Origin of the sequence: Nocardiopsis aegyptia (assembly GCF_013410755.1) — a bacterium.
GTDB classification, from domain to species: Bacteria; Actinomycetota; Actinomycetes; order Streptosporangiales; family Streptosporangiaceae; genus Nocardiopsis; species Nocardiopsis aegyptia.
Genome location: NZ_JACCFS010000001.1, coordinates 5,738,085 through 5,752,925, shown reverse-complemented (window position 1 = coordinate 5,752,925; position 14,841 = coordinate 5,738,085). Strand labels below are relative to the sequence as shown.

The following is a 14,841-nucleotide window of genomic DNA, read 5'->3' as shown; positions in this document are numbered from 1 at the left end:
CGATGTGACCGAATGTGGCATGTTCAAGACAGGATAAACCGGGCACCGACCCATCAGTTCGCACACTCGCCGAACCCCGAGGACATCCCATGTACCTGGTACGCGAGAACGCCGGAGCGGTACCGCCGCTGAACGGCACCACCTGGAACTGGACCTGTCGCCTGTGCACCCACAGCAACCCCGACGACGAGGACATCTGCTGCCAGCGCTGCGGCGCGGGAAAGCCCTGACCCCACCGTCCGGCCCCGTCTTCGAGCCGCGCCCCGGCCACACGGCGGCGGGGCCGCCCCCCATCCTTGGGTTCTAGTGGTGGTTGCAACACCCCAGCCCAAGGGGTGCGATGGACTTCGAGATCCGCAAGAACCGAACACCGCAGGGACGTAAGAAGCTCTCCGCTGAACGAGCGGCATACTTGCAGCTCATGAAGCAGGGCTACAGCAACACCGAAGCCTGCCGGACCGTGGGCGTGGACCCCCGTACCGGCAGGAAGTGGCGCAACGGGCGCAGCGCCGAGAACGACGGCCGGCGGCCGGTACCACCCGTGACCGCGGTGGTACCGGCCTCGGGCCCGTCCCGCTACCTGACCGGCGATGAGCGCCTGCACATCGCCGACCTGGACCGCGAAGGCGCCTCCGTGCGGGCCATCGCCGCCGAACTGGGCCGAAACCCGTCCACGATCAGCCGGGAGCTGCGCCGCAACGCCACCGCGGACCGGAGCGGCAGGAGGCACTACCGCCCCCACGCCGCCCAGACCCGCGCCGAGGCCCGCCGTCCGCGCCCCAAACCCTCCAAGATCGCCCTGAACGGCGAACTGCGCACCCTCATCCAGCAGCTCCTGGACGCCAGATGGAGCCCCGAGCAGATCAGCCGTAGGCTCAAACGGGACTTCCCCGACCGGAGCGAGCTGCACGTGTGCCACGAGACGATCTACCAGGCCCTGTACGTGCAGGGCCGCGGCCAGCTGCGCCGGGAGCTGGCCGCGGCACTGCGCTCAGGACGCGCCCGGCGCAAGCCCCGACGCCAGGTGCAGCAGCGCCAGCCGCGCTTCGCCCATCCCATGGTGATGATCAGCGAGCGCCCGCCCGAGGTCGCCGACCGGGCGGTGCCCGGCCACTGGGAGGGCGACCTGATCATCGGCGCGAACAGCGCCTCCTCCATCGGGACCCTGGTGGAGCGCTCGACCCGGTACACGATGCTGTTGCACCTGCCCCACGGGCGCGGCGCCGAACAGGTCCGTGACGCTCTGGCCGCCACGGTCCGCACCCTGCCCCGGCATCTGACACGGTCGGTGACCTGGGACCAGGGCTCGGAGATGGGCCGTCACCACGAGTTCACGGCCGCCACCGACATCCCGGTCTACTTCTGCGACCCGGCCAGCCCTTGGCAGCGGGGCTCCAACGAGAACACCAACGGGCCGCTGCGCCAGTACTTTCCCAAGGGCACCGACCTGTCCGTGCACTCGGCCGGGCATCTGGAGGCGGTGGCGGTCCAGCTCAACGGACGCCCACGCAAAACGCTCGGCTGGGATACCCCAGCCGAGCGCCTCGCCAAGCTCCTCCCAACGAGCAGCTAATCATCGGTGTTGCAACAACCCTTAGAATCCGCCGCTCCAGGGGGCGGCCCCGTCGGGCCGGCGCGCAGGGCCGCTCAGGAGCGCTTGGTCTCCTTGGGCGGCACGACCGTGCGGATGTGCACGTCGCGCAGCTGCTGGTCGGACACCGCGGCCGGTGCGCCCATCATCAGGTCCTGCGCGTTCTGGTTGAGCGGGAAGGCGATCGTCTCGCGGATGTTGGGCTCGTCGGCCAGCAGCATCACGATCCGGTCGATACCGGGGGCGATGCCGCCGTGCGGCGGGGCGCCGAACTTCAGCGCCTTGAGCATGCCGCCGAACTCCGCCTCGACCGAGTCCTTGTCGTAGCCCGCGATGTCGAAGGCCTTGTACATGATCTCCGGCGAGTGGTTCCGGATGGCGCCGGAGGACAGCTCCACACCGTTGCAGACGATGTCGTACTGCCAGGCGAGGATGTCCAGCGGGTCCTCGGTCTCCAACGCCTTCATCCCGCCCTGCGGCATGGAGAACGGGTTGTGGCTGAACTCGATGTGGCCGTCGTCGTTGCGCTCGAACATCGGGAAGTCCACGATCCAGCAGAACCGGTAGACCTTCTCCTCGGCCAGTCCGGCCCGCTTGCCCGCCTCGACGCGCACCGGCGCCATGATGCGGTTGATCTCGTCCTCGTCCTCGCTGGCGCAGAAGAACAGTCCGTGGCCCGGGCCCGCGCCCAGCACCGACAGGAGTTCGTCGGAGATCTCGGTCACGAACTTGGCGATGGGACCGGTCAGCTCGCCGTTCTCGCCGACCTTGAGCCAGGCCAGGCCCTTGGCGCCCTGCTCGACGGCGTAGTCGCCGATGCCGTCGAAGAACTTGCGCGGCTTGTCGCCGACCTCGGGAACGGCCAGGGCGCGGACCTTCTTGCCCGCGAAGGCGCGGAAGTCGGTCTTGCCGAACAGCTCGGTGACGTCGAGCATCTTCATCGGCACGCGCAGGTCGGGCTTGTCGGTGCCGTACCACTCCAGGGCGTCGCGGTAGGCCACGCGCGGGAAGGGCGAGGTGATCTCCCAGTCCTGCGAGAACGCGCGGAAGACGTCGGTCATGACCTGCTCGATGACCTCGAAGACGTCCTCCTGCTCGACGAAGCTCATCTCCACGTCGAGCTGGTAGAACTCGCCGGGTGAGCGGTCGGCGCGGCTGTCCTCGTCGCGGAAGCACGGCGCGATCTGGAAGTAGCGGTCGAACCCGGCGATCATCAGCAGCTGCTTGAACTGCTGGGGGGCCTGCGGCAGGGCGAAGAACTCACCGGGGTGCAGGCGCGAGGGGACGAGGAAGTCGCGCGCGCCCTCGGGGCTGGAGCTGGTGAGGATGGGGGTCTGGAACTCGTGGAAGCCCAGGTCCGTCATCTTCTGCCGGATGAAGGCGACCACCTGCGAGCGCAGCATGACGTTGCGGTGCATCCGCTCGCGGCGCAGGTCGAGGAAGCGGTAGGTCAGGCGGCGCTCCTCGGAGGTGTTGTCCTCGGGGAAGACCGTCAGGGGCAGTTCCTCGGTCGTGCCGAGGACCTCCAGCTCGGCGGCGTCGATCTCGATCTCGCCGGTGGGCAGGTTGGGGTTGACGTTCTCGCCGCTGCGCGCGGCGACCTCGCCCGTGACCCGGATCACCGTCTCCTTGGGCAGACGGCTGAGCTCCTCGAACACCGGAGACTCCGGGCGGGCCATGAGCTGCGTGACGCCGTAGTGGTCACGCAGGTCGACGAAGAGCAGACCACCGAGATCCCGGCGATTGTGCACCCAGCCGGAGAGGCGCACCTGCTGCCCGACGTGCTCCTTGCGGAGCTGACCACACGAATGAGTCCTGTAACGATGCATGAGTTACCAAGTCCACTAACTACACGGCTGGGCGAAGACGCCGGGGAACCCTGACTGGGACCGGCCGGAACAATGCCTCTTGATCACCTGGAATCCTACCGTCAACCGCCGTGCGCACCGCCTCCCGTTTTCGGGACGCGGCCTCAGGCGGACAGGCCGCGCAGGTAGGGGTTGGTGGCGCGTTCGCGCTCGACCGTGGTCGCCGGACCGTGGCCCGGCAGGATCTGCGTCCGGTCGGGGCGGCCGAGGACGGCGCCGGCGAGGCTGCGGCCCATGTCCTCCTGGTCGCCCCCGGGGAAGTCGGTGCGGCCGATGGAGCCGGCGAAGACGAGGTCGCCGGCGAACATGACCGGTACCCCGTCCTCGGTGGACACGGTGTAGACGACCGAGCCGGGGGTGTGCCCGGGGGTGTGCTCGACGGAGAAGTCCATCCCGGCCAGTGCGAGGGTCCCGCCGTCGGCGACCTCCACCACCGCGGCGGGTTCGGTGTAGGGGCCCGGGCCCAGCAGCGCGCTCAGCTGGGCGGCGAAGCCCTGGTCGACGCCGGCGGCGGGCTCGGTGAGCAGCCCGCGGTCGGCGGGGTGCAGGTGGACGGGGGCCCCGTGGCGCTCGCACAGGTCGGCGGCCGACCAGACGTGGTCGAAGTGCCCGTGCGTGAGCAGCACCGCGGCGGGGGTCAGGTCGTGCTCGGACAGCACCTTGGCCACCTGTTCGGAGGCCTCCTGGCCCGGATCGACGATGACGCAGTCGGTGCCCGCGGCCCGGGCGACCACATAGCAGTTCGCGGCGAGCGGGCCGGTGGGAAGCGCGGCGATGAGCACGGGTGGTCCTGTTCCTGCGGGGTACGGGTCGTCTCGGGCCACACGCGGCGGAGCTCGCCCCGCGTGGTCCCTGGTTGCCGAGGGTACCGAGATCGGGCGACCGGCCGATCGCGGGAACGGCTCGTTTCATCACCATTCGATCACCGCGCCCGTCTGGCCTCTTTGCCAGAGCGCGTGGTAATGCCATATTGGTCACCGTCGTCGTGTGCCCTGACGCCCCTGACCCGCCCACTCGCGGGGTCCCGCGTCGGCCGGACGCACGAAGGCGCATCAGCAGACCCATGATCTGCGCAGACTGTGAGACACGGCGCGTCGTTCACCGCCGAATCGTATGGCTATATCGTGCTGAGCACGATGGTTCCCATCACGGACCGGCGCGATCCGTCGCGACGACCCGAACCCGACCTCGGCCGGGTTCATGACAGCAGGAGGACACGGTGACCACGGACCCTTGGGGCCGCGTAGACGACGACGGCACGGTCTACGTGCGCACGAGCGAAGGCGAGCGGGTCGTCGGATCGTGGCAGGCGGGGGCGCCGGACGAAGCGCTGGCCTTCTTCCGCCGCAAGTACGACGCCCTGGTCACTGAGGTGGAGCTGCTGGAGAAGCGGCTGCGCAGCACCGACCTGTCGGCCTCCGCCGCGATGGCCGCCATCGACAAGCTGCGCACCGCCGTCACCGACGCGCACGCCGTGGGCGACCTGGACGCCCTCTCCCGGCGGCTGGACGCGCTGTCCGGCCGCGCGGAGGAGCGCAAGGTCGAACAGAAGCAGGCCCAGGAGCAGGCTCGCGGGCAGGCGCGCGAGATCAAGGAGCGCATTGTCGCCGAGGCCGAGCGGGTCGCGGTGGAGACCACCCACTGGAAGACCGGTGGGGAGCGGATGCTCCAGCTCATCGAGGAGTGGAAGAAGGCCCCGCGGGCCGACCGGCCCACCGAGCAGGCGCTCTGGAAGCGCATGTCCGCGGCGCGCAACTCCTTCTCCAAGCGGCGCAAGGCCTACTTCGCCAACCTCGACCAGGAGCGCGAGGCGGTCCGGGCCGACAAGGAGCGCATCGTCGTCGAGGCCGAGGAGCTCGCCCACTCCACCGACTGGGGGCCCACCGCCCGCGCGTACCGCGACCTGATGCAACGCTGGAAGAACAGCGGTCGGGCGGACCGTGCCAGCGAGGACAAGCTGTGGGCGCGGTTCAAGGCCGCCCAGGACACCTTCTTCGACGCGCGCAACGCCACGTTCGCCGAGCGCGACGCGGAGCTGCGGGTCAACGCCGACGCCAAGGAGCGCATCCTGGCCGAGGCCAAGGCGGAGATCTCCGGGATCGACGACCCCCGCCGCGCCCGCGCCCGGCTGCGCGAGTACCAGGAGGCCTGGGAGGAGGCCGGTGACCTGCCGCGTGACGTGCGCGACCAGCTCGAGGGCGCCTTCCGGCAGATCGAGGACGGTGTGCGCCGCGCCGAGGACGCCGAGTGGGAGCGCAGCAGCCCCGAGGCCCGTGCCCGCGCCAAGGACACGGTCGACCAGCTCTCCCAGGCGATCAGCAGTCTGGAGGCCAAGCTGGAGAAGGCCCGGGCCGGCGGCGACACCCGCCGGATCAAGGAGCACGAGGCCGCTCTGGAGGCCCGGCGCGCCTGGCTCGTCGAGGCGGAGAAGGCGCTCAGCGAGATGAGCTGACCCCACGGAAAGGGGCACGAGCGGATGGCACGGTCACGTGCCACGCCATCGCTCGTGCCCCTTTCCTTGTGCGGGCCCCGGTCTAGCCCTCGGTCTCCGTGCGGCGGCGCCCGAAGATCATGGCGCCGACACCGGTCAGGACGGACACCAGCCCGCCGACCGCCGGAACGGCCACCGAGGAACCGGTCTGCGCGAGGACCTCGCCGTCGTCGCCCCCGCTGACGCCGTTCACGCTCCCGGCACCATCGTCGTCGCCGTCCTTCCCGTCCTTCCCATCATGGCCGTCGTGGCCATCGTCGCCATCGTCCCCGTCATGGCCGTCGTCACCATCATGACCGTCATCCCCATCGTGGCCGTCATCGCCGTCGTGGCCGTCGTCACCATCGTGGCCATCGTCCCCGTCATGGCCGTCATCGCCATCGTGACCATCGTCGCCATCGTGGCCGTCATCGCCGTCATGGCCGTCATCGCCATCGTGGCCATCGTCCCCGTCATGGCCGTCGTCACCATCGTGACCGTCATGACCATCGTGGCCATCGTGGCCGTCATCGCCATCGTGACCATCGTCGCCATCGTGGCCGTCATCGCCATCGTGACCATCGTGACCGTCATCGCCGTCATCGCCGTCATGGCCGTCATGGCCGTCGTCACCATCGTGACCGTCATCGCCATCGTGACCGTCGCCGGGGCCGTAGCCGTCGTCCCCGTCGTAGGAGGGCTGGTCGGCGTTGCCGCTCGTGGCGGCGGCCTCCGGTGCGGCGGCGGGCTCGGGCACCGTGGCGGGCTCCGGCGCGCGGACCTCGGGTTCCACCGCCTGGGGCTGTGGCACCTGGACGTCGATCTGCGGCACATGGACCTCGACCGCGTCCTGGAGCGCGTCGGCGATCAACTGCTCGGACTGCGCACTCATCGGCTGCGGAGCGCTCTGCTGTTCCGCGGAGTCGGCGAGGGCAGGAACCGCACCCCACAGGAACGGTGCGGCGATCACGGCGCCGGCCGACACCGCCGCCGACCGGATCAGGGCTCGGGTGTTGATGTTGGTCATGACCCCTCCAGAGAAATCACTCAAAGCATCAGGTCGTGCACCCATAGTGACATTATGGCGGCTGATGTCCCGCCAATACAGGGCGAGTCTGCCGACTTCCCTCAAAAACGGACACAGATGACTGGACGACTACCGATGCGCATCGAGGTGGTATACGGGCGCCGCTCCCGGGAACGTGCGCACCTTGGGCCCGGGGCCGGATCCCTCGGCCTCGGGCTCCCCCGGCCCGGACTCCGACCCGGGCTCCGCCTCCGGCTGCGGATCGGGCACCGGCGTGGACCCCGAGTCGGGGTCCGGCTGCGGGCGCGGACTCCGGGAACCCCGATAGCGGACCAGCCCGCCGACCCCCGCCGCGACGACCGCGATCAGGGTCAGCCCGGCGACCACCCACACCAGCGGCACCACGCCGTGGACCCGGTGGACGGCCGCGGTGCACGCCACCAGGGCCGCCCCCTCCTCCGGCCGCAGGCACACCGTGGTGGCGGTCCGTGAAGCACCCTCCGGGCGCGACGCGACCTCGGTCGTCACCGTCAGGCTCGCCCGCTCGCCGGGTTCCAGCGACCGCTCCCAGACCACCCTGGACGCCTCGGCGTCGACGGCGCCCTCCCCCGAGTCGGACACGTGGCGCATCCCCGAGGGCAGGAGTTGCACGATCTGGGTGTCCGGCAGCGCCTCGTAGCCGGAGTTGCGCACCTGGATCGTGTAGTGCACGCGGTCTCCGGGGCGCAGTCGCTCCTCCACGTCGTCCTCGACCGTCACGTGCAGGTTTCCCGCACCGGGGACGACCTCGGCGTCCCGGGGGTCCTCCCCCTCGGCCACTGGCTGGGCGGTGGGAAGGGCGATCATCGCCGCCAGTCCCATCGCCGACATCACCGCTGAGACTCCCACGGCGCACTCCTCCGCATGGCGAAATGACCCTACGTGTATATGTCCTAACACGTCGTAGTCACGCGGGAGTCGCACACACGCCGGGGGCGGGCGGCCGCTCGGGCCGCCCGCCCCCGGGCGGGATTCCGTCACCGGGACGGAGGGAGTGGGCTCAGGCGCCCACGAACGACCGCAGCGAGGCCGCGCGGTCGGTCCGCTCCCAGGTGAACTCCGGCAGCTCGCGGCCGAAGTGGCCGTAGGCGGCCGTCTTGGAGTAGATCGGGCGCAGCAGGTCGAGGTCGCGCACGATCGCGGCCGGACGCAGGTCGAAGACCTCCTTGACGGCCTTCTCGATCAGCTCGGGAGCCACCTTCTCCGTGCCGAAGGTCTCGATGAACACACCGACCGGGTGCGCCTTGCCGATGGCGTAGGCGACCTGGACCTCGGCACGCTCGGCGAGCTCGGCGGCCACGATGTTCTTGGCGACCCAGCGCGTGGCGTAGGCGGCGGAGCGGTCCACCTTCGACGGGTCCTTGCCCGAGAAGGCGCCGCCACCGTGCCGGGCGTAGCCGCCGTAGGTGTCGACGATGATCTTGCGGCCGGTCAGGCCGGCGTCGCCCATGGGGCCGCCGATCTCGAAGCGGCCGGTCGGGTTGACCAGCAGCCGGTAGTCGTCGGCCGCCAGGCCGAACGCGGCCACGACCGGCTCGATGACGTGCTCGCGCACGTCGGGAGCGAGCATCTCGTCGAGGTTGATGTCGGCGGAGTGCTGGCTGGAGACCACGACGGTGTCCAGGCGCACGGGGGTCTGGCCCTCGTACTCCACCGTCACCTGGGTCTTGCCGTCCGGACGCAGGTACGGGACGGTGCCGTTGCGGCGGACCTCGGCCAGTCGCTCGGAGAGCGAGTGCGCCAGCTTGATCGGCAGCGGCATGAGCTCGGGGGTTTCGCGGTTGGCGTACCCGAACATCAGGCCCTGGTCGCCGGCGCCCTGGCGGTTGAGGCTGTCGTCCTCGTGCTCGACCCGCGCCTCGTACGCGGTGTCCACGCCCTGGGCGATGTCCGGGGACTGGGCGTCGATGGAGACGTTGACCCCGCAGGAGTCACCGTCGAACCCCTTCGCGGAGGAGTCGTAGCCGATCTCCAGGATCTTCTCCCGGACGATCGCGGGGATGTCGACGTAGGTCTGGGTGGTGACCTCGCCCGCGATGTGGACCTGACCGGTGGTGATCAGTGTCTCGACCGCGACCCGGCTCCGGGGGTCGGTGGTGAGCATCGCGTCGAGGATCGCGTCACTGATCTGATCGGCCATCTTGTCGGGATGGCCCTCGGTGACCGACTCGGAGGTGAAAAGGCGGCGGGACACGTTGCGTGACTCCTTGCAGCGGCTGCTGGCTGACATGGTCGGTGCGGCACGCCCGCCCAGGCTCCCGGCCGGGGCGCTCAATGCCGACTGACACGGTTGGTTTTCAGTCCACTCTAACGGGACCGGTGGGGACGGTAATCCCGTGGTCGGCCGGTGGTCGTCACGGGCTTCCGAGGGAAGTCTGGCGTACTCGGCGGTAGGAATCCAGTCCCCGACCCTGCGGTTCTCCCCTTCCAGGGGTCGCGCCCTCAGGATGGCAGGCGCGGCACGACCAGGTCCCACACCCGGTCGGCCAGGTCCTCCTTCGGGCCGAAGGGGATCTCCACGGCGGTTCCGTCCGCGCCGAGCACGACCGCCTGGTTGTCCTCGGTACCGAAGGCGCGGCCGCCCCCGACCTCGTTGACCACGAGCAGGTCACAGCCCTTGCGCGCCAGCTTGGCCCGCCCGTTGGCGATGACGTCGTCCGTCTCGGCCGCGAAGCCGACGATGGTCTGGGCCAGGCCCTCCTTCTCCCGGGAGGCGACCAGGCCGGCCAGGACGTCGGGGTTCTCGACCAGTTCGACGGGGGCGGGCGCGGCCCCCGACTTCTTGATCTTCGAAGCGGCGCTGCTGGCCGGGCGGAAGTCGGCCACGGCCGAGGTCATGACCACCGCGTCGGCCCCCACCCGCTCGGCGTCCATCGCCCCGGCCAGGTCCCGGGCCGACTCCACCCGCACGACGCGGACGCCGGCCGGGTCGGGCAGGGACACGTTGGCGGAGACGAGGGTCACCTCGGCGCCGCGGGCGGCGGCGGTCCGGGCCAGCGCGTAGCCCTGCTTGCCCGAGGAGTGGTTCCCGATGTAGCGCACCGGGTCGATGGCCTCGCGGGTGCCCCCGGCGGAGATCACCACGCGGCGCCCGCCCAGGTCGGGATCGGCCGCGCCCCGCCGCAGCACCCGGCGCGCCGCCTCGAACAGTTCAGAGGGCTCGGGCAGGCGGCCCCGTCCGGTGTCGGCGCCGGTGAGGCGCCCCTCCGCGGGCTCCAGGACGATCGCGCCGCGCGAGCGCAGCGTCGCCACGTTCGCCCGGGTCGCGGGGTGCTCCCACATCTCGGTGTGCATGGCCGGCGCGAAGACGACGGGGCACCGAGCGGTCAGGAGGGTGTTGGTCAGCAGGTCGTCGGCGAGTCCCGCCGCGGCCTTGGCCAGGATGTTGGCGGTGGCCGGGGCCACGAAGACGAGGTCGGCCGACTGGCCGATGCGCACGTGCGGGACCTCGTGGACCTCGTCCCACACTCCGGTGGAGACCGGTCGGCCGGACAGGGCGGCCCAGGTGGGCTCGCCGACGAAGCGCAGCGCGTCGGCGGTGGGCACCACCCTGACCTGGTGACCGGACTCGGTCAGCCGTCTGAGCAGTTCGCAGACCTTGTAGGCCGCGATCCCGCCGCCGACGCCGAGGACCACCTGGGGAACGGTTCGTGTCTCACTCACACCTAGGAGTTCTACCAGGCCCCGTCCCGCCCCATCATCCCGCGGGCTCCCAGTGGGTCGAAGGTGCACGCACGGCCCTACGGAACCCCAGCCAGTGAAGGTTCAGGCGGTCCAGCCTGCCCCGACCACAGGGGGTCTATCCGGGCCAAAGCGAGGAACGAGCGGAGGCCCGAAGAAAGCACAGACGAGGGCGCCGACGCGTTCTGGAGTGCTTGGAGGTGGGGTCCGCGAGGAACGAGCGGGCCACACCGGAAAGCGCGAAGAACGCGTCTATCAGGCGCCCTCGTACGGCTCCGCCGTCAGCAGGCCGGACTTGACCTCGCGCAGGGCGATGGAGAGCGACTTCTCCTGCACGTGGGTCTCCACGAGCGGGCCGACGTACTCCAGCAGGCCCTCGCCCAGCTGGGCGTAGTAGGCGTTGATCTGGCGGGCCCGCTTGGAGGCCATCGTGACCAGGCTGTACTTGCTGTCCACCAGCTGCAGCAGGTCGTCGATGGGCGGGTTGGTGATGCCTTCGGCGACGGGCTCGGTACCAGCCACTTTGAATACCCCCAGGGACGGTCTCCGGCTCGTCGAAAGCCGTGACGTGTTCGGTCGGACGCGCCCGGATGCGGCGCGGCGGGCTCGGCCCGCCTCGCTATCACACCTTGGGCGCGGTGATCAACGCTAGCAGGTCGGCGCACACGTCCCGTACGGACGTGTTGACGAGTGTGGTGTCGAACTCCTTCTCGGCGGCGAGTTCGACCTTGGCGACGTCCAGGCGGCGCTGGATGACCTCGTCGCTCTCGGTGCCGCGGCCGGTGAGGCGGCGGACCAGCTCCTCCCACGAGGGCGGGGCCAGGAAGACGTGCAGGGCGTCGGGCATGGACTCGCGCACCTGGCGGGCGCCCTGGAGCTCGATCTCCAGCAGGACCGGGGTGCCGGCGGCGAGCCGCTCCTCGACGGGGCCGCGCGGGGTGCCGTAGCGGTTGCCCGCGAACTGGGCCCACTCCAGTAGTTCGCCCTCGGCGACGAGCCGGTCGAACTCCTCGTCGGAGACGAAGTGGTACTGGACGCCGTCCTTCTCTCCGGGGCGGGGCCTGCGCGTGGTCACCGACACCGACAGCCACACCTCGGGGTGCTCGCGGCGGATGCCGGCGACGACCGTGCTCTTGCCCACACCCGACGGACCGGACAGGACGGTCAGCCGCTTCGCGGCCGGACGGGACTGGGATCCGAGCTCAGGCATGTGTGTTTCTGGCTTCCCTTCGGGGCCGCCGCGCGCGGGTTCCGCGGGCTTGCCGGGAACCGCGAACCTCCCGTGCCGGGGCGCGGCGGGCGACTGGTGTGCGGGATCGTCCGCGAACACTCGCGGGAAGTCCCAGTTATACCACCGCGCCGCGGTGCGGCGGACGGTTCGACCTGGGGCCGACCGCCCGCCGACCGCGGCGCGGGGATGCCACTCATCCGGGCCCGGCCGCCTGCGCGGCGGGGGCTCCGCCGCGACTGTGGGGGACGCGGCGAGACCGGAGCACTGCGTTGTCCGGGTCCTACTTGGTCCTACTTGGTGAGGTCGCCGAACTCGTCCTCAAGGGCGGCACGCTGGTTGGTGCCCAGACCCCGTACACGGCGCGACTCAGCGATGTTGAGCCGCTCCATGATCTGCTTGGCACGGACCTTGCCGACGCCGGGAAGGGATTCGAGCAGAGCCGAAACCTTCATCTTCCCGATGACGTCGTCCTTGAGGCCGTTGGAAAGCACCTCGGACAGCGAGATCCCGCCGTTCTTGAGCTTGTTCTTGACCTCCGCTCGCTCTTTTCTGGCCTTGGCGGCCTTCTCAAGAGCCGCGGTGCGCTGCTCGGGTGTGAGGGGAGGAAGGGCCACGCCGGGTCACCTCGGATTTCTACTCGTTTGTAGAGGGCGGACGCCTGCGCAAGTTAGTAGGTCTGACCCCTGTTAGGCAACGTAAAGTGCCCTTTCAGCGGCTATTTCATCGAAGGAACTACGCAGAGTAATGATGCAATTGCGGCCTGAGACGAAAATGAGGACCTTAGTCCCGATTGAAGGCCCCAGCACGCGTGCCACCAGCGCAGGTCACAGAGGGGTGACCCGGGTCACTCTCGGGCGCCGAAACCGGGTTTCGGACACACCTATTTCGTGACCGTCCGTAAGACATAACTGCGCGTGATGAGCCCGCTGCGTTCATCCGCTACACCCGCACACCGGCGCGCCGGACGGCCGCCGCGATCGAGGCGGCCGCCGCGCCCGGGTCCGGGGCCCGCGTGATCGGGCGGCCGACCACCAGCAGGTCCGCCCCCGCCTCGATGGCCTCCTCCGGCGTGGCCACGCGCGACTGGTCGCCCCGGTCCGCTCCCGCCGGGCGCACGCCCGGGGTGATCAGGGTGATGTCGGGGCCCACCTCCGCGCGCACCATGGCGACCTCCTGCGGCGAGCAGACGAGCGCCCGCGCCCCCGCCCCGACCGCCAGAACCGACAGCCGCCGCACCGCGTCGCGGGCCGGCCCCAGGAGCCCGATCTCCTCCAGGTCCTTCTCGCCCATCGAGGTGAGCACCGTCACCCCGGCGATCCTGGTGTCCGGCGCGGCCTCCACCGCGGCCCGGACCATGTCCGCTCCCCCGCCGGCGTGCACGGTGAGGATGGAGGGCCGCAGGCCCGCGACGCTGCGCGCCGCGCCCGCGACGGTGGCGGGGATGTCGTGCAGCTTCAGGTCCAGGAACACCTTGACCCGGTTGGCGCCGCGCGTCGCGCTGATCACCTCGGGCCCGTACCGCAGGTACAGCTCCAGGCCCACCTTCACCGTGCTCACGTGCGGCGCGACCGCGGACGCCCAGGTCGCGGCGGTCTCGATGTCGTTCGCGTCGATCGCCACGGCGATCGGAGCTGGCGCGGAAGGCGCGGTCATGCGGTTCTCCATTCGTGTGCCACCGGCTCGGTGCCGGCGTCGGCATCCCCGGACGTGCTTACAGCCGTACTCGAGGATGCACGTTCGCTGTCATGTGCACACCACCATGGTGTGCGGTTCCCCGGATGAGTCACTTCATGCGCCCCGAGAGGATCACTTCCCCGTAACAGCGGCCCAAACGGCCGCAGGCGCGCTTTCCTCGCCGCGCCGACCCAGTTGTCCGGGATGTCCCCCGCTGGTCGTACAGAGCCCTCTCAGGGCCGTTCAGGCCGGTCAGGGGCCTGCCGACCCCTGTCCTCGCGCCTCAGACCCCGGTCCCTGGCCGGTGGGCGGCGCCCACCAGGTCCCGGGCGCGCGCGATGCCCCGCGCGTCGAGGGCCTCGGTGAACTCCCTGAGCACGCGGGCGCAGGCGGAGGGATCGGAGAAGTTGACCGTCCCCACCGCGACGGCGCTCGCGCCCGCCGCCATGAACTCGATCACGTCCGCCCCCGTGCGGACCCCGCCCACACCGATGATCGGCACGTCCGGCAGGGCCTCGTGGACCCGGTAGACGCACCCCACCGCGATCGGGCGCAGCGCCGGCCCGGACAGCCCGCCCATGCCCCCGGCGACGGCCGGGCGCAGCGTGCGGGAGTCCACCGCCATGCCGCGCACGGTGTTGATCATCGTCAGGCCGTCGGCGCGGGCGGCCACGCACGCCCCCGCCAGGTCCACCACGTCGGGGACGTCGGCGGAGAGCTTCGCGAGCACGGGCAGGTCCGAGCGTGCGTGCGAGCGCACCGTCTGGACCACGGCGGCGGCCTGGGCCGGGTCGTCGGCGAAGTAGCGGCCCGCCGGGTCGGCGTGGTTGGCGCAGGACAGGTTGACCTCGATGGCGCTGACGCCCTCGGCGTCGGAGACCCGGCGGGCCAGCTCCCCGAACTCGCCCACGCCCGCGCCGGCGATGGACACGATCGCCCGGCCGCCCCGGGACAGCAGCCACGGCAGGTCCCGCTGCAGGAACACGTCCACGCCCGGCCCCTGCATGCCCGTGGTGCTGAGCATCCCGCTCGGCGTCTCGGCCATGCGCGGCGCGGGGCGCCCGGCATGCGGCTCCAGCATCACCGACTTGGTCGTGACGGCGCCGATCTGCGCGACGTCGAAGAACTGGGCCAGCTCGCGCCCCGCTCCGGCGCACCCGGCGGCGGTCACCACGGGATTGGGCAGGTCCAAGCCGCCCAGCCGCGTCCTGAGGTCTGCGTTCACGGTCCTTCTGCTCGCTCGTCGGTGTCGCGCTGCTC

The 14,841-nt window shown here is 70.7% G+C and carries 14 protein-coding genes; 3 read left to right on the top strand and 11 right to left on the bottom strand.

Going from position 1 to position 14,841, the window contains the following annotated elements; genetic code table 11:
* Nucleotides 1-89 precede the first annotated feature (89 nt).
* Nucleotides 90-230, top strand: a complete 141-nt coding sequence (locus HNR10_RS25755; protein ID WP_179827869.1) for a hypothetical protein — start codon at nucleotides 90-92, stop codon at nucleotides 228-230.
* Nucleotides 231-421: 191 nt separating this feature from the next.
* Nucleotides 422-1,573 carry an IS30 family transposase gene (locus tag HNR10_RS25750; RefSeq protein WP_376769805.1) on the top strand — a complete coding sequence of 384 codons (1,152 nt, stop codon included), beginning with the start codon at nucleotides 422-424 and terminating at the stop codon, nucleotides 1,571-1,573.
* A 74-nt stretch (nucleotides 1,574-1,647) separates the two neighbouring features.
* Here the strand turns inward: HNR10_RS25750 and aspS are convergent, their stop codons facing one another.
* Nucleotides 1,648-3,420, bottom strand: coding sequence for an aspartate--tRNA ligase (gene aspS / locus HNR10_RS25745; protein WP_179827867.1), 1,773 nt, complete (start codon nucleotides 3,418-3,420; stop codon nucleotides 1,648-1,650).
* Between the two features lie 143 nt (nucleotides 3,421-3,563).
* On the bottom strand, nucleotides 3,564-4,241 hold the full coding sequence (locus HNR10_RS25740) for an MBL fold metallo-hydrolase (protein ID WP_179827866.1): 678 nt from the start codon (nucleotides 4,239-4,241) through the stop codon (nucleotides 3,564-3,566).
* 437 nt (nucleotides 4,242-4,678) lie between these two features.
* On the opposite strand from HNR10_RS25740, the gene HNR10_RS25735 reads away from it, so the two are divergent.
* Nucleotides 4,679-5,911 (top strand): DUF349 domain-containing protein, encoded by a 1,233-nt coding sequence (locus HNR10_RS25735; RefSeq protein WP_179827865.1) that lies wholly within the window; start codon nucleotides 4,679-4,681, stop codon nucleotides 5,909-5,911.
* A gap of 82 nt (nucleotides 5,912-5,993) precedes the next feature.
* On the opposite strand, the gene HNR10_RS25730 is transcribed toward HNR10_RS25735, so the two are convergent.
* The 9 genes from HNR10_RS25730 to HNR10_RS25690 form a co-directional block, all read right to left on the bottom strand.
* Nucleotides 5,994-6,956: an LPXTG cell wall anchor domain-containing protein gene (locus tag HNR10_RS25730; RefSeq protein WP_179827864.1), complete on the bottom strand. Its 963-nt coding sequence runs from the start codon at nucleotides 6,954-6,956 to the stop codon at nucleotides 5,994-5,996.
* Between the two features lie 129 nt (nucleotides 6,957-7,085).
* Nucleotides 7,086-7,844, bottom strand: a complete 759-nt coding sequence (locus HNR10_RS25725) for a DUF11 domain-containing protein (protein WP_179827863.1) — start codon at nucleotides 7,842-7,844, stop codon at nucleotides 7,086-7,088.
* Nucleotides 7,845-7,995: 151 nt separating this feature from the next.
* Nucleotides 7,996-9,189, bottom strand: coding sequence for a methionine adenosyltransferase (gene metK / locus HNR10_RS25720; protein ID WP_179827862.1), 1,194 nt, complete (start codon nucleotides 9,187-9,189; stop codon nucleotides 7,996-7,998).
* A 248-nt stretch (nucleotides 9,190-9,437) separates the two neighbouring features.
* Nucleotides 9,438-10,631 carry a bifunctional phosphopantothenoylcysteine decarboxylase/phosphopantothenate--cysteine ligase CoaBC gene (gene coaBC / locus HNR10_RS25715; RefSeq protein WP_179829964.1) on the bottom strand — a complete coding sequence of 398 codons (1,194 nt, stop codon included), beginning with the start codon at nucleotides 10,629-10,631 and terminating at the stop codon, nucleotides 9,438-9,440.
* A gap of 300 nt (nucleotides 10,632-10,931) precedes the next feature.
* Nucleotides 10,932-11,198 (bottom strand): DNA-directed RNA polymerase subunit omega, encoded by a 267-nt coding sequence (gene rpoZ, locus HNR10_RS25710; RefSeq protein ID WP_053615306.1) that lies wholly within the window; start codon nucleotides 11,196-11,198, stop codon nucleotides 10,932-10,934.
* 100 nt (nucleotides 11,199-11,298) lie between these two features.
* Entirely contained in the window at nucleotides 11,299-11,886 is a 588-nt protein-coding gene (gene gmk, locus HNR10_RS25705) for a guanylate kinase (protein ID WP_179827860.1), read from the bottom strand.
* 311 nt (nucleotides 11,887-12,197) lie between these two features.
* On the bottom strand, nucleotides 12,198-12,521 hold the full coding sequence (gene mihF, locus HNR10_RS25700) for an integration host factor, actinobacterial type (RefSeq protein WP_121179861.1): 324 nt from the start codon (nucleotides 12,519-12,521) through the stop codon (nucleotides 12,198-12,200).
* Between the two features lie 325 nt (nucleotides 12,522-12,846).
* Nucleotides 12,847-13,560: an orotidine-5'-phosphate decarboxylase gene (gene pyrF / locus HNR10_RS25695; RefSeq protein WP_179827858.1), complete on the bottom strand. Its 714-nt coding sequence runs from the start codon at nucleotides 13,558-13,560 to the stop codon at nucleotides 12,847-12,849.
* A gap of 304 nt (nucleotides 13,561-13,864) precedes the next feature.
* The gene (locus HNR10_RS25690) at nucleotides 13,865-14,806 is read right to left on the bottom strand and encodes a dihydroorotate dehydrogenase (RefSeq protein ID WP_179827856.1); all 942 of its coding nucleotides are present in this window, start codon (nucleotides 14,804-14,806) and stop codon (nucleotides 13,865-13,867) included.
* Nucleotides 14,807-14,841 lie beyond the last annotated feature (35 nt).

Coding starts and splice junctions, on each gene's coding strand:
- HNR10_RS25755 (WP_179827869.1), top strand. CDS start 90: ATGTACCTGGTACGCGAGAACGCCGGAGCGGTACCGCCGCTGAACGGC.
- HNR10_RS25750 (WP_376769805.1), top strand. CDS start 422: ATGAAGCAGGGCTACAGCAACACCGAAGCCTGCCGGACCGTGGGCGTG.
- aspS (WP_179827867.1), bottom strand. CDS start 3,420: ATGCATCGTTACAGGACTCATTCGTGTGGTCAGCTCCGCAAGGAGCAC.
- HNR10_RS25730 (WP_179827864.1), bottom strand. CDS start 6,956: ATGACCAACATCAACACCCGAGCCCTGATCCGGTCGGCGGCGGTGTCG.
- gmk (WP_179827860.1), bottom strand. CDS start 11,886: ATGCCTGAGCTCGGATCCCAGTCCCGTCCGGCCGCGAAGCGGCTGACC.
- pyrF (WP_179827858.1), bottom strand. CDS start 13,560: ATGACCGCGCCTTCCGCGCCAGCTCCGATCGCCGTGGCGATCGACGCG.